Raw genomic sequence first — 19,537 nt, 5'->3', positions numbered from 1 at the left:
CGCACTGATGTGAAACGAGACCCCGCCGTGACCGACGAGCAGCCCGACGAGAACGCCTACGACTTCGCGCGCATCGAGGCGCGCTGGGCTCCGGTGTGGAACGAGCTTCAGCCCTTCACGGTCGATGATCCGAGCGACGCGAAGCCTCGCAAGTACATCCTCGACATGTTCCCGTACCCGAGCGGCGACCTGCACATGGGTCACGCCGAGGTCTACGCGCTCGGCGACGTCGTCGCGCGCTACTGGCGCCAGCAGGGCTTCACGGTGCTGCACCCCATCGGGTGGGACTCGTTCGGCCTGCCCGCCGAGAACGCCGCCATCAAGCGCGGAGCCGACCCCCGCATCTGGACCTACGAAAACATCGCGCAGCAGCGCGCCTCGATGGAGCGCTACGCCGCGAGCTTCGACTGGACCCGCGTGCTGCACACGAGCGATCCGAACTTCTACCGCTGGAACCAGTGGCTGTTCTTGAAGATGTACGAGAAGGGCCTCGCGTACCGCAAAGACAGCTGGGTGAACTGGGACCCGGTCGATATGACCGTGCTCGCCAACGAGCAGGTGCTGCCCGACGGCACGAGCGAGCGCTCGGGCGCCGTCGTGGTGAAGAAGAAGCTCACCCAGTGGTACTTCAAGATCACCGACTACGCAGACCGGCTACTCGACGACCTCAACCAGCTCGAAGGCTCGTGGCCGGCCAAGGTGCTCACGATGCAGCGCAACTGGATCGGCCGCTCGACCGGCGCCGACGTCGACTTTGTTATCGAGGGCCACCACAGCCCCGTCACCGTCTTCACGACGCGCCCCGACACGCTGTTCGGTGCGACCTTTATGGTCGTCGCCCCCGACAGCGACCTCGCCGCCGAGCTCGCCGCGGGCTCGACGCCCGAGGTGCGCATGGCCTTTCAGGCCTACCTCGAGCAGTCGCAGAAGAAGAGCGAGATCGACCGCCAAGACACCACGCGCGAGAAGACCGGCGTCTTTCTCGACCGCTGGGCGATCAACCCGGTCAGCGGCGAGCGCCTTCCCGTCTGGGCCGCCGACTACGTGCTCGCCGACTACGGCCACGGCGCGATCATGGCCGTGCCCGCCCACGACCAGCGCGACCTCGACTTCGCGATCGCGTTCGACCTGCCGGTCAAGGTGGTTGTTGACACGAACGCGCCCGTCACCGGCGCGATCCCCGTCATCACGCCCGAGATGCTCGAATCGGGAGACATTCCTCAGCTCGACCCCGTGACCACCGGCGAGGCGCTTACGGGCGACGGCCGCATGATCAACTCGGGCCCGCTCGACGGCCTCAGCAAGTCGAACGCCATCAAGCGGGCGATCGAGCTGCTCGAAGAGCGCGGCACGGGGCGGGCATCCAAGACCTATCGCCTTCGCGACTGGCTTATCAGCCGTCAGCGGTACTGGGGCACGCCGATTCCGATCATGTACACCGACGACGGCACCGAAGTGCCCATGTCGCTGGATGCTCTGCCGCTGCTTCTGCCCTACGAAGAGGGCATGGACCTCAAGCCCAAGGGCACCTCGCCCCTCGGCGGGCTCGAGAGCTGGGTCGCGACGACCACGCCCGATGGCAGGCCTGCCCGCCGCGACACCGACACGATGGATACGTTCGTCGACTCGTCGTGGTACTTCTTGCGCTTCTTGAACCCGAGCGACGACACGCAGGCCTTTGACCCGCGCGAGGCCGACAAGTGGGCGCCCGTCGACCAGTACGTCGGCGGCATCGAGCACGCGATTCTGCACCTGCTCTACGCACGCTTCATCACCAAGGTGCTCTTCGACATGGGCTACGTGACCTTCACCGAGCCCTTCACCAAGCTGCTCAACCAGGGCATGGTCATTCTCGACGGCGCCAAGATGTCGAAGTCGAAGGGCAACCTCGTCTACTTCACCGAAGAGCTCGACAGCTTCGGCGTCGACGCCGTGCGCCTGTCGATGGCCTTCGCTGGCCCGCCCGAAGACGACATCGACTGGCGTGACGTGTCGGTCACGGGGTCGCAGAAGTTCTTGGCTCGTGCCTGGCGGCTCTCGGGCGAGGTCAGCGCGCCCGTTGGCGCCGACCCCGCGCTGGGCGATCAAGCACTGCGGCGCATCACGCACCGGTTCTTGGCCGATGTGCCCGGCCAGATCGAGGCCTTCAAGTTCAACGTGGCCGTCGCGCGCACGATGGAACTCGTCAACGCCATTCGCAAGGCAGTCGACTCGGGCCCCGGCGCGGCCGACCCCGCCGTGCGCGAGGCTGTCGAGGTCGTGGCCGTGGCCCTCTCGCTCTTCGCGCCCTACACGGCCGAAGACATGTGGGCGCGGCTCGGCCACGGCGGCGAGACGAAAGACGACCTCGTCGCGTTTGCCGGCTGGCGCAAAGCCGACCCGCTGTTGCTCGTCGAGGAGTCGATCACCGCGATCGTGCAGGTCGATGGCAAGGTGCGCGACAAATTCGAGGTGAGCCCGACGATCGGAGGCGACGAGCTCGAGAAGCTTGCGCGGGCGTCAGAGAACGTGCAACGGGCCATCGGCGATCGCGAGATCGCGCAGGTCATCGTGCGGGCGCCGCGAGTCGTCAACATCGCGACCGTCAAGCAGTAAGTCACCGGTTCTCGGCTCGTGCCGAGCGGGGGAGTGGGCGGCGCCTAGCCTGCCGCGGTGGACGAACCTCCCCGCCGGTCGGTGCGCGTGCGCGCCGCGCTCGGCGGCGTGGTGGTGCTCGCTCTGCTCGGGCTCGGCGCGGCCGTCGTCGGCACGGTGCTCACGCCGGGCGGGCAAACGGTCGAGGTGGCGCTACCTGCCGATGACGCGGTCGAGCTCTCCGACGGCCCTGTGCCGACCGATGTCGTGGTGCTGCACGTGCACGGCGCCGTCGACGAACCCGGCATCGTCGAGCTGCCGCTCGGCAGTCGCGTTGTCGATGCGATCGCGGCTGCTCGCGGCCCGACCGACGACGCCGACCTCGGTGCCGTCAACCTCGCCCGCGTCGTCGCCGATGGCGAGCAGCTGTACGTGCCGCGTGTCGGCGAGGCCCCACCGCCTTCGGTCGGGGGTGCCACGGGCCCTGACGCTCAGGGCCGCGTCAACCTCAACACCGCTGATGCCGCAGCGCTCGAGACTCTCGCGGGCGTCGGCCCCGCGCTCGCCGCCCGCATCATCGCCTGGCGCGAGCAGAACGGGCCTTTTCGCAGCGTCGATGAACTGACCGCCGTCTCGGGCATCGGGCCGAAGACACTCGACGGCATGCGCGACCAGGTGACGGTGTGAGCGTGGCGTCGGCCTCCGTTCCGATCGGCGGTGCGGTGGGGGTCGCGGATGCTCGCCTCGCGCTGCCTGCCCTCGCCGGCTGGCTGACCGCGGTCGTGCTCGTCGGCGCGGCCGACGCGGCCTGGGCGGTCGCGGGTGCGGCGGCCGCGGTTGCGGCGGCGCTGGCATGGCGGGAGCGCGGTCGCGTGGCGAATCGGCGCGCGCGGGGCGGCCGGGGGAGCGGGGTGCTCGCGGCGAGCATCCCAAGTGTGATCGCCATCGCGGTGATTGCGGCGGCGGTCGCTCTCGTCGCGCCCGCACGCACACCGCCCGTGATCGCCGCGGCGCTCGACTCTGGCGCGGCCGTGACCGTGGTGCTTGAACTCGAGCAGACGGTGACGCCGCGCGAGGGTGCGGCATGGGGCTCGAGCGCCGATGCGCTGGTCGTCGAGGTCGAAACCAGCGCTGGCGAGCGCGTGGCAGTGCGGGTTCCGGTGCGCGTGCTCGGGCTGAGCGCGGCAGAGCGGATGCCGCTGGGGTCGCGCCTCGAGGGGCTCGTGCGGCTCGTGGCGCTTGACCCGGGCGACGATCGGGTGGCGCTCGTGCGGGTGCTCATGCCGCTCGAGCCCGTCGCCCGACCTGCGCCCTTGCTCGGGGCCGCCGACGACCTGCGGGCCGGCTTTCTCGAACTCATGCAGCCCTTCGCGGGCGACGGAGCCGACCTGTTGCCGGGCCTCGCGATCGGCGACACGACCGCGGTCGGCGACGACCTCGACGAGGCGATGAAGCGCAGCGCGCTCAGCCACCTGACGGCGGTCTCGGGGGCGAACTGCGCGATCGTCGTTGGGCTCGTGCTCGGCATCGGCACGCTTGCTCGCTGGCGGCGACCGGTGCGAGTCGGGGTCGCGCTCGCGGCGCTCGCGGGGTTCGTCGTGCTGGTGACGCCCGAGCCCAGCGTGGTGAGGGCAGCCGTCATGGCGTCGGTCGTGCTCGTCGCGCTGGCGAGCGGGCGACCCGCGCGCGGGCTGCCTGTGCTGGGTGTCGCGGTGCTCGGCATCGTCGTGCTCGACCCGTGGATCTCGCGGGAGTACGGCTTCACGCTCTCGGTGCTCGCGACGGCGGCGCTGCTCGTGCTCGCGGGTCCGATCGCTGAGCGGCTCGGGCGTGTGCTGCCCGCGCCCCTCGCACTCTGGATCGCCGTGCCGCTCGCGGCGCAGCTCGCGTGCCAGCCCGTGCTGATTCTGCTCGCGCCCGAAGTGCCGCTCAGCGGGGTGGTGGCCAACGTGCTCGCGGCGCCAGCAGCCCCCGTCGCGACGATCGTGGGCATGATCGCGTGCCTGCTGGCGCCGGTCATCCCGCCGCTCGCCACCCTCGTCGCCGCGATCGCGTGGCTGCCCTCGGCCTGGATCGCCGGGGTCGCGCGGGCGAGCTCGGGGCTGCCGGGGGCGCTGCTGCCGTGGCCCGAGGGTGCGGGCGGGGCAGTGCTGCTCGCAGGGTTGACTCTGGCGGCCCTCCTCTCACTCGGCGTGCCCGTGGCGCTCGGCACGCGGCACGTGCGACGCACAGTCGCGATCGGTGTGGCTGCGACCCTCGTGGTGGTCATGGGGGCGACCGTGGGAGTGACGGCGCTGCGAGCACTCGGACGCCCCGCCGACTGGGTGCTCGCTCAGTGCGATGTGGGGCAGGGCGACGCCGTGCTCGTGCGCAGTGGAGCCCAGGTCGCCCTCATCGACACGGGGGCCGAACCTGAGTTGCTGTCGTCGTGCCTGTCGAGCCTGGCCATTGATCGCATCGACCTGCTCGTGCTCACGCACTTCGACCTCGATCACGTCGGTGCGGTCGAGGTCGTCGTCGGGCGCGTCGACCGCGCGATCGTCGGCCCGACCGGGCGGGCCGCTGACGAGGCGGTCGTCGCAGCGCTGCTCGCGGGGGGAGCCGTCGTCGACACCGTCGCCGAGGGTGAGCGCGGCCGCCTCGGCGACTGCGACTGGGCCGTGCTCTGGCCGCCCGCGCACCGCGGCATCGAGCCCGGCAACGATGCGAGTCTGGTGCTCGCCATCGAGGGTGGCTCGTGCCCGAGCACGGTCGCACTCGGCGACCTCGGCGAGCAGTCGCAGCGCATGCTTATGGGGGCATACGACTTTGGCGTCGTCGACGTGGTCAAAGTCAGTCACCACGGCTCACCCGATCAGCACCTCGACCTCTACCGACAGCTCGGCGCCGCCGTGGCGCTCATCGGAGTCGGTGCCGAGAACGGGTACGGACACCCGGCACCGGCACTTGTCGCCGAGCTCGAATCGCTCGGCAGCACGGTCGCCCGCAGCGACGGGCACGGTCTCGTGCTCGTGTCGAGGGGCGCAGACGGGCTGCGACTGTGGCGGGAGCGAGCGTCGACCGTCGGGGTAGAGAACTAGTCTGGAGTCGTGCCGCGCGACCCCGCGTCGGCGCCGAACCGGCAGCGCTCACACTGCGCACCGCCGCGAACCCGTCGCCGAGAGGAGCCCCATGGCTGCGCCGAAGAAGGCCTCCTCCGCGCGAGCTGCCGCGAGCATCCCGCAAGTCGCCTGGCACCAAATCCGGCCGGCGCCCGTGATTCTCGTGAGCGGCCCCGAGGGCTTCCTCGCCGAGCGCGCGAGCCGTCAGTTGCGGGATGCCCTCCGCGACATCGACGCGAGCCTCGAGGTGCACGACCTCATGGCCGATGCCTACGCGCCCGGCGAGCTCATGAGCCTTGCGAGCCCGTCGCTGTTTGGCGAACCCCGGTTGATCAGGGTCGACGGGGCCTCGACGATGAACGACGCGTTTCTGCAGGAGGCGCTCGAGTACCTCGAAACTCCGGCCGACGACACGACGCTGCTGATCCGCCACAGTGGGGGAGTGCGCGGCAAGAAGCTGCTCGACGCCATTCGTCAGGGAGTCGGCGGCGGCATCGAGGTCGTCTGCGCCGAGCTCAAGCGCGACAGCGATCGCGCCGACTTCGCGGCAGCCGAGTTCCGGCATGCCGCGCGCCCGATCGCCCCGGCAGCGCTGCGCGCGCTCGTGAGCGCTTTCACCGACGACCTCGCCGAGCTCGCGGGCGCGTGCCAGCAGCTCATGGCCGACACCGAGGGTGACATCACCGAGCAGACCGTGGCGAAGTACTACGGCGGCAGGGTCGAGACGAACGCGTTCGCCGTGGCCGACGCCGCCATTGCCGGTCGGCACGGCGAAGCGCTCGGGCTGCTGCGCCACGCACTCGCGACCGGGGCCGACCCTGTGCCGATGGTGGCCGCCTTCGCGATGAAGCTGCGCACGATGGCCAAGGTGGGCGGCACGCGCGGCGCGAGCGGCCAGGTCGCGTCGTCGCTCGGCCTCGCGCCCTGGCAGGTCGACCGCGCGCGCCGCGACCTGCAGGGCTGGGACGAAGCGGGCCTCGGCCGCGCGATCCTCGCCGCCGCCGAGACCGACGCTGCCGTCAAGGGCGCAGGCCGCGACCCGGTCTACGCCGTCGAGACTCTCGTGCGCACGGTCTCCGCCCGCGGCCACGACCTCTAGCTCGCACTGCAAACGACGAACGACCCGCCGGCCGGAGCCGACGGGTCGTTCGGGTGAAGCGGGTGGCTGCTAGAGCGCGGCGACCTTCTTGGCGATCGACGACTTGCGGTTCGCCGCCTGGTTCTCGTGAATGACGCCCTTGCTGACGGCCTTGTCGAGCTTCTTGGTCGCCGTCTTGAGGGCGGCTTCGGCCGTGGCCTTGTCGCCAGCGGCGACGGCCTCGTTCGTGCGGCGGATCGCCGTCTTGAGCTCGCTCTTGACAGCCTTGTTGCGCTCTTGCGCCTTGAGGTTGGTCTTGATGCGCTTGATCTGCGACTTGATGTTTGCCACGTGTGTGCTTTCTTCTTCAGGAACGGTGTGAGTGAGGCGGCCGGGGTGGGGGTTGCGCGCATCCGAACGTGAAGATGCGAGGCGAACTGGTCCCAGCCGCATTCCGTGTCGAAAGAGAGAGGGCTTTCTGACACGCAAGCCAACCGCTTACGTTACCAGGTGCTGTGTGTCATCGGCCACTCGCGTCGTGGGAGAATGGGCGGCAATGTCTCCCCGCGCCTCCACCGCCCTCGCCCCTGCCGCGACCGACCCGACGCTGATTCGCAATTTCTGCATCATCGCGCACATCGACCACGGCAAATCGACCCTTGCCGACCGCATGCTCGGCATCACGGGTGTCGTCAGCGACCGCGACATGCGCGCGCAGTATCTCGACCGCATGGACATCGAGCGCGAGCGCGGCATCACCATCAAGAGCCAGGCAGTGCGCATGCCGTGGGCGCTTGCTCCGGAGGAGGGCGGCAAGCCCGTCACCTACGCGCTCAACATGATCGACACGCCCGGCCACGTCGACTTCACCTACGAGGTGAGCCGCAGCCTCGCCGCTTGCGAAGGCGCGATTCTGCTCGTCGATGCGGCGCAGGGCATCGAGGCCCAGACGCTGGCGAACCTCTACCTGGCGCTCGAGAACGACCTGACGATCATCCCGGTGCTCAACAAGATCGACCTGCCGGCAGCCGACCCCGAGAAGTATGCGCGAGAGCTCGCCGGGCTCATCGGCGGCGACCCCGACGACGTGCTGCGAGTGAGCGGCAAGACGGGCATGGGCGTCGAAGACCTGCTCGACGAGGTCGTGCGGCAGATTCCGGCGCCGACGGGCGACCCTAACGCCCCGGCCCGCGCGATGATCTTCGACTCGGTGTACGACTCGTACCGCGGCGTGGTCACCTATGTGCGCATGGTGGATGGCCGCCTCAGCCCGCGCGAGCGCATCCAGATGATGTCGACGCGGGCGACCCACGAGTTGCTCGAGATCGGCGTCAGCTCGCCCGAGCCCACTCCCAGCAAGGGCCTGGGGGTCGGAGAGGTCGGCTACCTCATCACCGGAGTGAAAGACGTGCGCCAGTCGAAGGTGGGCGACACGGTCACCAACGCGCAGAAGCCCGCGTCGACGGCGCTCGCGGGCTACACCGACCCGAAGCCCATGGTGTTCTCGGGGCTCTACCCGATCGACGGCAGCGACTACCCGGTGCTGCGTGAGGCGCTCGACAAGCTGAAGCTGTCTGACGCGAGCCTCAACTACGAGCCCGAGACGTCGGTGGCGCTGGGCTTCGGCTTCCGCTGCGGGTTCTTGGGGCTCTTGCACCTCGAGATCGTTACCGAGCGGCTCGAGCGCGAGTTCAGCCTCGACCTCATCTCGACGGCGCCGAGCGTGACCTACGAGGTGGTGACCGACGACAAGAAGCACTTCGTCGTGACGAACCCGAGCGAGTTTCCGACCGGCGGCAAGATCGCCACCGTGACCGAGCCGATGGTGCGCGCCGCGATCTTGGCGCCGAAAGACTACGTCGGCACGATCATGGAGCTCTGCCAGAGCCGACGCGGCACGCTCATCGGCATGGACTATCTCGGCGAAGACCGCGTCGAGATCAAGTACACGATGCCCCTCGGCGAGATCGTCTTCGACTTCTTCGATCACCTGAAGAGCAAGACGGCCGGTTATGCGAGCCTCGACTACGAGCCCGCGGGCGATCAAGAGGCCGACCTCGTCAAGGTCGACATTCTGCTGCAGGGCGAGGCTGTCGACGCGTTCAGCGCGATCGTGCACCGCGAGAAGGCCTACGCCTATGGCGTGCTCATGACCGAGCGCCTCAAGAAGCTCATCCCGCGCCAGCAGTTCGAGGTGCCGATTCAGGCCGCGATCGGCGCCCGCATCATCGCGCGCGAGTCGATCAGCGCGATGCGCAAAGACGTGCTCGCCAAGTGCTACGGCGGTGACATCACCCGAAAGCGCAAGCTGCTCGAGAAGCAGAAAGAGGGCAAGAAGCGCATGAAGATGGTGGGTCGCGTCGAAGTGCCGCAAGAGGCCTTCATCGCCGCGCTCTCGGGCGACGTCGAGGTCAAGAAGAAGTGACCGACGTCGATCGCGCCGAGCTCGACGCCCGCATCGCCGAAGTCGTCGAGCAGGAGCAGCGCCTGCAGTTCTCCACGTTCAGCGCAGAGGACGCGTGGATGCTGGGCTCTCGGCTGCGTGCCCTCGGCCTCGAGCGGGCTCTCGCCATCACGATTGACATCGCACTGGGCGAGCAGCGGCTGTTCCACTGCGCGCTGCCGGGCACGTCGGCGCACAACGGTGCCTGGATCGAGCGCAAGAAGCGCACGGTGCGCGAGTTCGGCACGTCGAGTTACCTGGTGGGCCTGCAGGCGCGACGCGGGGGATCGACCTTCGAAGAGGCTCCCTGGATCGACCCTTTGCAGTTCGCCGGCCACGGCGGGGGCTTTCCGCTGACGATTCGCGGGGTCGGAGTCGTCGGCACGATCGCCGTCTCGGGGCAGCCGCAAGAAGTCGACCACGCGCTCATCGTCGAAGCGCTGAGCGAGCACCTCGGCGCTTGAGAGACGCCTCGAGACCCTGACCGTCTCGCGGCGGACTCGTGAATGCAAGGAAAGTGCGGTGACTTCGCTCACATAGTTCCTTGGATTCACGAGTCCGCCGATGAACCACACCTCGCGGCGGCTTGGCGCCCGCGTTCGCCGTACGCTGGAACATGTGAGCACTGATCGCGATGACGCGCGCCAGCAGCAAGCGGTGACATACGCCGCCGTCGGCGCGAGCCAGGCGCCCGATCTGATGCAGTATCCGCCCGCCGGCTACCGGCCGCTCGAGCTACGCGGACGCATCGGCCACGGCGACGACCGGTGGGCCTACGCGGTCGACGAGCTGCTGACGGGCGGCGTCTACCGCGGTGCAGGCATGGGCGTGCGCATCACGCCCGTCTCGGCGGCCGACGCCGAGCGCGAGTACCAGCCCGTCGAGTTCGACGAGCAGGGCGAGCCTGCCGAGCCCGCCCAGGTCGGTGCGGTCGACGAGGTCTACACGGGCAGTGGCGCGCGGCATCTGCGCGCGGGCGACATCATCGTGGTCGGCCTCGAGGTGCGGCGCAGCATCTGGTTGCCGCTGCCGACCCGGGTCGTGCTGCTCGAGGTCGACGAGGGGCGCGTCATGTACGCGGTCGGAACCCTGCCCGGGCATCCGTTCTCGGGCGAAGAATCGTTCACGCTCGAGCAGACCGACGATGGCTCGGTGTGGCTCACCGTGCGCAGTTTCGCGCGGCCCGCCTCCTGGTGGGCCTGGCCGCTGCTGCCCGGACTGCTACTGGCCCGCACGATGATTGCGCGACGGTTTCTGCGCGCGCTCATGGGCCCGATCTCTGCTCAGCCAGCCTGACTTAGGCTGACACGGTGAGCGAAGAACTGCGCCCGACGAGCGCCGGCATCGGCCGCGTGCTGATTGCCGTGTACGGCATTCTCGCGCTCGCCGCGATCGGCCGCTCGACGTATCAGATCATCACCAAATTCGACGAGGCGCCGCTTGCCTACAGCCTCTCGGCGCTCGCCGCGGTCGTCTACGTCATCGCGACCGTCGCGCTCGTCGCGCGGGGTGCCGTGTGGTTCCGCATCGCCGTGATCGCGATCGTCTTCGAGCTCGTCGGCGTGATCGTCGTCGGCACGCTGAGCCTCATCGACCCCGAACTCTTTCCCGACGACACCGTCTGGAGCCTCTTCGGCCGCGGCTACGCCTTCATCCCGCTCGTGCTGCCGGTGCTCGGCCTGCTATGGCTGCGCCGCGTCGCGAGGGCGCGGGCGACGGATGCTCGCACGCAGGTGCTCGCATGACTGGCCAGCTCGTGCTCGGCATCGAGAACCTGCCCCGCGATGGTCGCCCGAGCGCCGTCACGATCGGCAAGTTCGACGGCGTGCACCGTGGCCATCGCGCCGTGCTCGAGCGCCTCGCGAGCGAAGCCCAAGGGCGGCGCACAGTCGTCGTCACGTTCGACCGACACCCCGCCTCGGTGTTGAGCCCCGAGACCGCCCCCGAGCCTCTGCTCAGCGTCGAGCAGAAGACCGAAGCGCTGCTCGAAGCGGGCGTCGACATCGTCGTGGTTCTGCCCTTCACCCCCGAGTTCGCGGCACTGACAGCTGATGACTTCGTTGCGCAGGTGCTTGTCGCCGGCCTGAGTGCCGAGGTCGTGCTCGTCGGCGCCGACTTCCGCTACGGCGCTCACGGCTCGGGCACGGTCGACTCGTTGCGGTCAGCGGGCGAGCGCGGCGGGTTCGCGGTCGCCCTCGTCGACGACGTGTGCGAGCATGACGGCACGCGCATCTCCTCCACCGGCATCCGCGGCATGCTCGCGACCGGGCTCACGACCGAGGCGACCGAGGCACTGGGTCGACCGCACCGCATCCGCTCGCTCGTCGTGCACGGCCACCAGCGCGGCCGCGACCTCGGCTACCCGACCGCGAACCTCGCCCACGATGCCGAGGGCTACATTCCCGCCGACGGCGTCTACGCGTGCTGGCTACACGTGGGCGGTGACCGCTACGGCGCCGCGGTCTCGATCGGCAACAACCCGACGTTCGGTGACGTGCCCGAGAAGACCGTCGAGGCCCACGCGATCGATGTGCACCTCGACCTCTACGACCAGGTCGTCGAGCTCGAGTTCATCGAGTACATCAGGCCCATGCACAAGTTTCCGTCGGCGGATGCTCTTGCCGCGCAGATGGGTGCCGACGAGCTGCGCATCCGCGACGTGCTGGGGCTGCCCGCCCCGACTTAGTCGTTGGGTGAACTCGGCCCGTCGTCGTGTTCGACGGTCGTCGGCACACCGCCCCGGCCTGCGAGGAACAGCACGATCGACGCGGCCGTGGCGGGCAGTGCCGGCCCGCGGCCTACCTGCCACTCTCCGTCGACGGCAACGAGGGTGCGCGCCGTGACGACCGCCCGTCGGGGGTTGCGCATGCGCACGGCCAGATCGAGAGCGACGGCTCCGCTCACGAAGGGGTCGACCTCGATCGCGGCGCCGATCGAGGCGCGCAGGTCGAGCGCGAGCACGAGCACGGCGCCGAGCTCGCGCACCGAGGTGCGAGCTCGGGCAGCGGAACGCGCGATCGCTTCGGCCTGCACGGCGTCGGCGAGCTCGGCATTGGTGAGCGCCTCGACGTCGGGGTTCGCCGACTCGACCGCGCCGATGCGGGCTGCCGCGCGCTGCCAGCGGGTCGAGCGCAGCTGCGCGAGCAGCTCGCGCGTGGCCGCGGCAACCGAGACATCGGGCCGGAGGGTCGGCTGATCAAGCACCTCGGGGCGGGCATCCAGCACCGCGGCGAGGCCCAGCAGCATGCCGCTCGTCGCGCGCGACCAGTTACGACTCACGCTCGATTCGTCGCCGCGGTCGCGGTTGCTCAAGGGAAGGAAGCGGGCCCAGTCGGTCACTGCTCCACTGTAGGCGGCGCGAGCGCACCGTGGCCGAGAGCAGGCGGGCCGAACCCTAGGCTGGGTCAGTGACCGACGCCCCGATCAGCCGCCGCGGAGGCGTCGCTCTCGGCATCGCCGGTATCGTGCTCATCGCCGCGACTCTGCGCCTGCCGGTGGGGGCACTCTCGCCGCTCGCGCCACTCATCGACTCTGACATCGCGCTCTCGGCAACGGCGCTCGGCGTGCTGGGCATGCTGCCGCCCATCGGTTTCGCGATCGCCGGACTCACGGCACCGGCCGTCGGGCATCGCATCGGCCTCGAGCGGGCCCTGCTGCTCGCCATCGGGGTCATGATCTCAGGCCACCTCGTGCGCGCCGCGGCTCCCGACTTCATCGTGCTCGTGCTCGGCAGCCTGCTCGTACTGCTCGGCGCAGGGTTCGGCAACGTGCTGCTGCCCTCGGCCGTCAAGCGCTTCACGCCCGGTTCGATCGGACCGATGACGGCCGCCTACGCCACGATCATGGCGACCATGTCGGCACTGCCACCGCTGCTCGCCGTGCCGATCGCCGACGAGTCTGGCTGGCGCTTGTCACTCGCGACCTGGGCGCTCGTCGTGCTGGTCGCCGTCGTGCCGTGGGTGCTGCTCGTCGTGCGCGCAGCCCGCAGCGCCGCCGCCGCGAAAGCCGCGACGGCGCGGGGCGAAGCGGCCGACGACATCACCGAGCCCGACACCCACCGCTTCGCGCAACTGGCCCGGTCGCGCACGGTGTGGGGCATCACGATTCCCTTCACGGTCTCGAGCATCTCGGCCTACGTGACGTTCGGGCTACTGCCCGTGATTCTGCAAGACATCGCGGGCGTCACAGCGGCCGAAGCCGGCTCGTTGCTCGCCCTCTTCGCCATTCTCGGCATGCCGCTCGCGCTCGTCGCGCCCGTGCTGACCGCGCGGCTGCGCACGCCGACGCCCCTTCTGCTCACGTCGATGATGCTCTTCGGGCTCGGCTACGGAGGATTGCTGCTCGCGCCTGCCCTCGCACCCGTGATCTGGGTCGCCGCGATCGGGCTGGGGCAGATCACCTTTCCGATGTGCCTCGCGCTCTTCTCGCTGCGCACCGCGTCAGCGACGAACGCCGCCAACGTCAGCGGATTCGTGCAGACCGTCGGCTACGCCATCGCGGCGATCAGCCCACTCGCCCTCGGCGCGCTGCACGAGCTCACCGGCTCGTGGGTGCCGAGCCTCGTCGTGCTGCTCGTCATCGTCGCGCTGACCGTGCCCGCGATTCCGCTGCTCGCGCGCGGCGACCGGGTCGAAGACGACCTCGGCGGCGCGCTGCAGCCGTAGCCCGCTCAGCCGAGCAAGTCGGCGCGGTGCACGAGCGCCGCGGCGCCGATGAGCGGGCCTTCGCCGCTCAGGCCCGAGGCCACGACGCGCGTCTTCGTGACGAAACCGAAGTCGCTGTGCGCGCGCACGGCGGCCTGCACGAGGTCGATGTAGTCGTCGCTCACGTGGCTGAAGCCGCCGCCGATCGCGACGACGTCGAGGTCGACGAGGGCGCCCGCGCTGGCGATCGCGCGCCCGACCGCCGTGGCTGAGCGCTCGATCGCGTCACGCGCCGTCCTATCACCGGCACGAGCAGCCTCGGCGAGCTGCTCGCCCGTCTCGCCCGCGAAACCGTGTTCGCGCGCCCACGTGACCGTGCGCGGGCCCGAGGCGACCGCTTCGAGGCAGCCGCGCGCGCCGCACGCGCAGAGCGCGTCATGGCCCGTCACCGCGACGTGCCCGATGTGCCCGGCGTTGCCGGTCGGCCCCGCAATGACGCGGTCGCCGAGAATGAGCCCGCCGCCGACACCGGTCGAGACGATCATGCCCATGACGTTCGACTCGCCTTGCGCCGCGCCGAGCCACACCTCGGCCAGGGCGATGCAGATGCCGTCCATCCGCAGGGTCACGGGCAGCCCGGGCACCTGCTGCGCGACCAGATCGCCGAGCGGGTAGTCGCGCCAGGCCGCGAGGTTGAGCGGAGACACGTTGCCGGTCGTGCCGGCAATGGGGCCCGCACTGCCGATGCCGGCGCCGAGCAGGGTCGCGTCGGCGGGCAGCGCCGCGAGGGCATCCCGCACCGCCTCGGTCACGGCGGTCTCGAGCTGCGGCGAGGTCGACGAAGCGCCGGTCGGGCGGCGATGCCGAGACTCGGCCAGCACAGAACCCTGAGCATCGACGAGCGCGGCCTCGACCTTCGTGCCGCCGAGGTCGACGGCGAGGGCGTAGTCGGTCACAGGGTTCCTTCCGCGCAGAGAGCGGCGACGGATGCTCGCTCGATGTCATCGCCAGCGTACCGAGCGTGTTCCCCCGCTCGATGCGGGTCAAGGCGCACTGCGCGTCGGTCTGCTCATCTGAGCACAACCGCAACATTTGTTGATGCGCGCACTCTGCCCGCCTAGCCTGAAGAGACCGCACGCCCACGACCGCAGGGGAGCCCCTCATGGTGCCCGTCGACACCGCCGCAGCCAATGAGCTGCTCGCTGTGCGCGCCGCCGAGCTCTACTACGAAGAGAACAAGACGCAAGACGAGATCGGTGCAATCTTGCGCGTCACTCGCTGGAAGGTCGGCCGGCTGCTCGCTCAGGCGCGCGAGCGCGGCATCATCCGCATCGAGATCGTGCACCCGCGCGCCCGCCGACTCGCCCTCGAACGCGAGCTGACGGCGCGTTTCGCCCTCAACGATGCGGTCGTCGTGCCCGCTCCGGTCGACGAGGTCGAGCTGCAGGCGCGCGTCTCAGAAGCCGCCGCCGACTACCTCGTGAGCCACCGACCGGTGCCGCGCCTGCTCGGCGTCAGCTGGGGCCGCACGCTGCACCAGGTGGCCGAGGCCCTGCCGGTCGGCTGGTCGACGGGCGTCAACGTCGTACAGATCAACGGCGGCGTGAGCCTCAGCAAGCGCCCCGGCAACGCCGCGAGCACGGCCGTCATGATCGCGCAGAAGGCGGGCGGCCAGGCAACTCTGCTGCCGACCCCCGCCATTCTCGAGCGGCTCGAGACCAAACGCGCGATCGAAGGCGACCGCACCGTGAGCGGCGTCGTGCAGATGGCGCGCGGAGCGAGCGCCTACCTGTACAGCGCGGGCGTCGCCGACACGAGCTCGGTGCACGTCGACAGCGGCTACCTCACGCCCGCCGACATCACACGGCTCGTCGAGCGCGGCGCCGTGGGCGATGTCATCGGTCGCTACATCACGGCTGACGGCACGATCGCCGACCCCGAACTGGATGCTCGCACGCTCGGCCTCGGCCTCGAAGAGCTGCGCGCCTCGAGTACGAGCATTCTCGTGATCGGCGGTGAGCCCAAACACGCGGTCGCCCGCGCGATCGTGACGCACGGCCTCTGCTCGGTGCTCGTGACCGACGAGCACACCGCGCGGGCCCTGCTCGGACACCCCGATGACACGCACGACCTCGACCTCGCCACCACCGCCTCCCGAGAGGACGCCTCATGACCATCACCCAGCCCGTCGGTCTCGCACCGACGGATCGCGCCGAGCGTCTGCTCGGCGGCGACCTCACTGAGACCGCGCTGCGGCTGCACCTCGAAGGGCTCAGCGGTGTCGACGCCGTGGGCCTCGAGCAGCGCGCCGCGGGCCTCAGCACCCGATCGATCAAGACCACGTCGAAGGCGTGGGCCCTCGACACGATCATCCGCACCTGCGACTTGACGACGCTCGAGGGTGCTGACACCCCCGGCAAGGTGCGCTCGCTCGTCGCCAAGGCCATCACGCCCGACGCCACCGACCTGACGACGCCGAGCGTCGCCGCGGTGTGCGTCTACGGCGACATGGTGCCCTACGCGGTCGAGGCGCTCGGCGCCCGGCACGGCGACCCCGACCAGGGGCTCGTGAGCGTGGCGGCCGTCGCCACGGCGTTCCCCTCGGGGCGCGCGAGCCTCGCCATCAAGCTCGCCGACACGCGCGAGGCTGTCGCTGCCGGCGCCGATGAGATCGACATGGTCATCGACCGCGGGGCCTTCCTCAGCGGCCAGTACGGCGTCGTGTTCGACCAGATCGTCGCCGTGAAAGAGGCGTGCGCGCGACCCGACGGCACTGCAGCGCACCTCAAGGTCATTCTCGAGACCGGCGAGCTGCAGACCTACGACAACGTGCGGAGGGCATCCTGGCTCGCGATTCTCGCCGGTGCCGACTTCATCAAGACCTCGACGGGCAAGGTGAGCCCCGCGGCGACGCTGCCCGTCACGCTGCTCATGCTCGAAGTGATTCGCGACTGGCACCGCCTCACGGGCGAGAAGGTGGGCATGAAGCCGGCGGGCGGCATCCGCTCGTCGAAAGACGCCGTGCGCTACCTCGTGACGGTCGCCGAGACCGTGGGCGAAGAGTGGCTCACGCCGCACCTGTGGCGGTTCGGCGCCTCGAGCCTCGTCAACGACGTGCTGCTGCAGCGCCAGAAGATGCGAACCGGTCACTACAGTGGCCCCGACTACGTGACGGTGGACTAGATCATGGCCTTTCTCGAATATGCGGCGGCCCCTGAGTCGCCCAGCATCCTGAACCTCAAGGCGCAGTACGGCCTCTTCATCGACGGCGAATTCGTTGACGGTCACGGCGACGTGTTCGACACGATCTCGCCCGCGACCGAAGAGGTCATCGCGAGCATCGCGCAGGCCACGGCCGGCGATGTCGACACGGCTGTTCGCGCTGCGCGACGGGCCTACGAGACCGTCTGGTCGCGCATGTCGGGCAGCGACCGGGGCAAGTACCTGTTCCGCATCGCGCGGCTCGTGCAAGAGCGCGCGCGCGAGCTCGCCGTGGCCGAGAGCCTCGACAACGGCAAGCCGATTCGCGAGACGCGCGACGTTGACGTGCCGCTCGTCGCCGCGTGGTTCTTCTACTACGCGGGCTGGGCCGACAAGCTCGAGCACGCCGGTTTGGGTCCGAACCCGCGCGCGCTCGGCGTTGCGGCCCAGGTTATTCCGTGGAACTTCCCGCTGCTCATGCTCGCGTGGAAGATCGCTCCGGCTCTCGCCGCGGGCAACACCGTCGTCATCAAGCCCGCCGAGACGACCTCGCTCACGGCGATGCTCTTCGCCGAGATTCTGCAGCAGGCCGACCTGCCAGCCGGCGTCGTCAACATCGTGACGGGCCCCGGCCCGACCGGCCAGGCGCTCGTGACCCACGACGACGTCAACAAGGTCGCCTTCACGGGGTCGACGAACGTCGGCCGGATGATCGCGCGCCAGGTCGCCGGAACCCAGAAGCGCCTCACGCTCGAGCTCGGCGGCAAAGCCGCCAACATCGTCTTCGACGACGCGCCGATGGATCAGGCGATTGAGGGCATCGTCAACGGCATCTTCTTCAACCAGGGTCATGTATGCTGCGCGGGCTCGCGCCTGCTCGTGCAGGAGAACGTGCACGACGAGGTCATCGACCGCCTCAAGGCGCGGCTGTCGACCCTGCGCATGGGCGACCCGCTCGACAAGAACACCGACATCGGCGCGATCAACTCGGCCGCGCAGCTCGAGCGCATCCGCACGCTGAGCGACACCGGCGAGAACGAGGGTGCCGAGCGCTGGACGGCCGACTGCCGCATTCCCGACAAGGGCTTCTGGTTCGCGCCGACGATCTTCACGAAGGTCAGCGCCGCACACGCGATCGCGCGCGAAGAGATCTTCGGCCCCGTGCTGTCGGTGCTGACGTTCCGCACGCCCGCCGAGGCGATCACGAAGGCGAACAACACGCCCTACGGCCTCTCGGCCGGCATCTGGACGGAGAAGGGCAGCCGCATGCTCGCCCTCGTCGACCAGCTCAAGGCGGGCGTCGTGTGGGCCAACACCTTCAACCGCTTCGACCCCGCGTCGCCGTTCGGCGGCTACAAAGAGTCGGGCTACGGCCGCGAGGGTGGTCGCCACGGGCTGGCTGCCTACCTTGAGGCGAGCGGGTGGGATGCTCCGGCCGCGTTGAGCGCAGCATCCACGCCCCCTGCTGACGCTAAGCGCGCTACTCGAAAGCCCAAGCAGACCCGAAAGGCGGTCGCGAAGTGAGCCGGCTCACCGTTCCCAAGACGTACAAGCTCTACATCGGCGGCAAGTTTCCGCGCAGCGAGAGCGGCCGCACCTACGAGGTCGTCTCGGCGAAGGGCGACTTTCTCGCCAATGCCGCGAAGGCCTCGCGCAAGGATGCCCGCGATGCGGTCGTCGCCGCGCGTGCCGCAGTCTGCGGCTGGGCGGGCGCCACGGCCTACAACCGTGGCCAGGTCATCTACCGCATCGCCGAGCTGCTCGAGGGGCGGCGGGCGCAGTTCGTCGACGAGATTCAGTCGTCCGAGGGTGTGACGGCTGCGCAGGCCTCTGCGCAGGTCGACACGGCGATCGACGTGTGGGTCTGGTACGCCGGCTGGGCCGACAAGTACGCGCAGGTGGCGGGCAACGCGAACCCCGTCTCGGGGCCGTACTTCAACCTCTCGGTGCCCGAGCCGACGGGCGTCGTCGCCGCGGTCGCGCCGCAGGGTGTGGCGAGCGGCTCGCTGCTCGGGCTCGTCTCGGTGATCGCGCCGATCGTCGTGAGTGGCAACACCGTCGTCGTCGTGGCTGATGAGGCCGCACCGCTCTCGGCGATCTCGCTGAGCGAGGTGCTCGCGACTTCAGACGTGCCCGGGGGAGTCATCAACATGCTCACCGGATCCGCGGCCGAGATCATGCCGTGGCTCGCCGCACACGCCGACGTCAACGCGCTCGACCTCACGGGGGCCGGCTCGCTCGAGGGCGCGAAGGGCGAGAGCTGGGTCGATCTGCAGCTCGCGGCGGCCGAGACGCTCAAGCGCGTCGTGGCGCCCGTGGCGGGCATCCCGCGCCCCGCGCTCGAGCGCATCACCGCCTTCGTCGAGACGAAGACCGTCTGGCACACCAAGTCGATGCTCTAGCTGCGCGCTTCCACAACTTCGGATGGGGAGCCACCCCGTGTCGTCTCCACAATTCAGGAGAACGCGACACGAGGTGGGCGAGTAGAGCGCTCTTG

At 69.7% G+C, this 19,537-nt stretch carries 17 protein-coding genes; 14 read left to right on the top strand and 3 right to left on the bottom strand.

Going from position 1 to position 19,537, the window contains the following annotated elements:
• Positions 1 to 27: 27 nt before the first annotated feature.
• From leuS to holA, 4 genes are all read left to right on the top strand, one after another.
• Entirely contained in the window at positions 28 to 2,595 is a 2,568-nt protein-coding gene (leuS, locus tag KL788_RS03475; RefSeq protein ID WP_293168528.1) for a leucine--tRNA ligase, read from the top strand.
• 57 nt (positions 2,596 to 2,652) lie between these two features.
• Positions 2,653 to 3,261, top strand: a complete 609-nt coding sequence (locus KL788_RS03470; protein WP_293168526.1) for a helix-hairpin-helix domain-containing protein — start codon at positions 2,653 to 2,655, stop codon at positions 3,259 to 3,261.
• A 2-nt stretch (positions 3,262 to 3,263) separates the two neighbouring features.
• Positions 3,264 to 5,654 carry a ComEC/Rec2 family competence protein gene (locus KL788_RS03465; protein ID WP_293168524.1) on the top strand — a complete coding sequence of 797 codons (2,391 nt, stop codon included), beginning with the start codon at positions 3,264 to 3,266 and terminating at the stop codon, positions 5,652 to 5,654.
• A gap of 91 nt (positions 5,655 to 5,745) precedes the next feature.
• Positions 5,746 to 6,774: a DNA polymerase III subunit delta gene (gene holA, locus KL788_RS03460; protein ID WP_293168522.1), complete on the top strand. Its 1,029-nt coding sequence runs from the start codon at positions 5,746 to 5,748 to the stop codon at positions 6,772 to 6,774.
• Positions 6,775 to 6,843: 69 nt separating this feature from the next.
• On the opposite strand, the gene rpsT is transcribed toward holA, so the two are convergent.
• Positions 6,844 to 7,104, bottom strand: a complete 261-nt coding sequence (gene rpsT, locus KL788_RS03455; protein ID WP_293168520.1) for a 30S ribosomal protein S20 — start codon at positions 7,102 to 7,104, stop codon at positions 6,844 to 6,846.
• 205 nt (positions 7,105 to 7,309) lie between these two features.
• On the opposite strand from rpsT, the gene lepA reads away from it, so the two are divergent.
• The 5 genes from lepA (at position 7,310) to KL788_RS03430 (ending at position 11,882) form a co-directional block, all read left to right on the top strand.
• A complete protein-coding gene (gene lepA, locus KL788_RS03450; protein WP_293168518.1) occupies positions 7,310 to 9,178 on the top strand; it encodes a translation elongation factor 4 in 1,869 nt (622 codons plus the stop codon).
• On the top strand, positions 9,175 to 9,660 hold the full coding sequence (locus tag KL788_RS03445; protein WP_293168516.1) for a heme-degrading domain-containing protein: 486 nt from the start codon (positions 9,175 to 9,177) through the stop codon (positions 9,658 to 9,660). Before lepA ends, KL788_RS03445 begins: the two co-directional genes overlap by 4 nt.
• Before the next feature lie 154 nt (positions 9,661 to 9,814).
• Positions 9,815 to 10,492, top strand: a complete 678-nt coding sequence (locus tag KL788_RS03440; protein WP_293168514.1) for a DUF1990 family protein — start codon at positions 9,815 to 9,817, stop codon at positions 10,490 to 10,492.
• Between the two features lie 14 nt (positions 10,493 to 10,506).
• Positions 10,507 to 10,941 carry a hypothetical protein gene (locus tag KL788_RS03435; protein ID WP_293168512.1) on the top strand — a complete coding sequence of 145 codons (435 nt, stop codon included), beginning with the start codon at positions 10,507 to 10,509 and terminating at the stop codon, positions 10,939 to 10,941.
• Complete coding sequence (locus KL788_RS03430; protein WP_293168510.1) at positions 10,938 to 11,882, top strand: bifunctional riboflavin kinase/FAD synthetase; 945 nt, start codon at positions 10,938 to 10,940, stop codon at positions 11,880 to 11,882. Before KL788_RS03435 ends, KL788_RS03430 begins: the two co-directional genes overlap by 4 nt.
• Here the strand turns inward: KL788_RS03430 and KL788_RS03425 are convergent.
• Positions 11,879 to 12,535, bottom strand: coding sequence for a hypothetical protein (locus KL788_RS03425; protein WP_293168508.1), 657 nt, complete (start codon positions 12,533 to 12,535; stop codon positions 11,879 to 11,881). The genes KL788_RS03430 and KL788_RS03425 overlap by 4 nt on opposite strands.
• A gap of 68 nt (positions 12,536 to 12,603) precedes the next feature.
• Here KL788_RS03425 and KL788_RS03420 point away from each other — a divergent pair, with 68 nt between their 5' ends.
• A complete protein-coding gene (locus KL788_RS03420) occupies positions 12,604 to 13,860 on the top strand; it encodes a CynX/NimT family MFS transporter (protein ID WP_293168506.1) in 1,257 nt (418 codons plus the stop codon).
• 5 nt (positions 13,861 to 13,865) lie between these two features.
• Here KL788_RS03420 and KL788_RS03415 read toward each other — a convergent pair whose 3' ends face one another.
• On the bottom strand, positions 13,866 to 14,795 hold the full coding sequence (locus KL788_RS03415) for an ROK family protein (protein WP_293168504.1): 930 nt from the start codon (positions 14,793 to 14,795) through the stop codon (positions 13,866 to 13,868).
• A 206-nt stretch (positions 14,796 to 15,001) separates the two neighbouring features.
• On the opposite strand from KL788_RS03415, the gene KL788_RS03410 reads away from it, so the two are divergent.
• The 4 genes from KL788_RS03410 to KL788_RS03395 are packed head-to-tail and all read left to right on the top strand — an operon-like array spanning position 15,002 to position 19,442.
• Positions 15,002 to 16,012, top strand: a complete 1,011-nt coding sequence (locus KL788_RS03410; RefSeq protein ID WP_293168502.1) for a sugar-binding transcriptional regulator — start codon at positions 15,002 to 15,004, stop codon at positions 16,010 to 16,012.
• The gene (gene deoC / locus KL788_RS03405) at positions 16,009 to 17,022 is read left to right on the top strand and encodes a deoxyribose-phosphate aldolase (RefSeq protein ID WP_293168500.1); all 1,014 of its coding nucleotides are present in this window, start codon (positions 16,009 to 16,011) and stop codon (positions 17,020 to 17,022) included. Before KL788_RS03410 ends, deoC begins: the two co-directional genes overlap by 4 nt.
• Before the next feature lie 3 nt (positions 17,023 to 17,025).
• Positions 17,026 to 18,564, top strand: coding sequence for an aldehyde dehydrogenase family protein (locus KL788_RS03400; protein WP_293168498.1), 1,539 nt, complete (start codon positions 17,026 to 17,028; stop codon positions 18,562 to 18,564).
• Entirely contained in the window at positions 18,561 to 19,442 is an 882-nt protein-coding gene (locus KL788_RS03395; RefSeq protein WP_293168496.1) for an aldehyde dehydrogenase family protein, read from the top strand. The genes KL788_RS03400 and KL788_RS03395 overlap by 4 nt, the downstream gene beginning before the upstream one ends.
• Positions 19,443 to 19,537 lie beyond the last annotated feature (95 nt).

The organism is Microcella sp. (assembly GCF_019739195.1).
GTDB lineage: Bacteria > Actinomycetota > Actinomycetes > Actinomycetales > Microbacteriaceae > Microcella.
The sequence above is the reverse complement of the archived record's forward strand: the minus strand, read 5'-3'. Positions and strand labels throughout refer to the sequence as shown.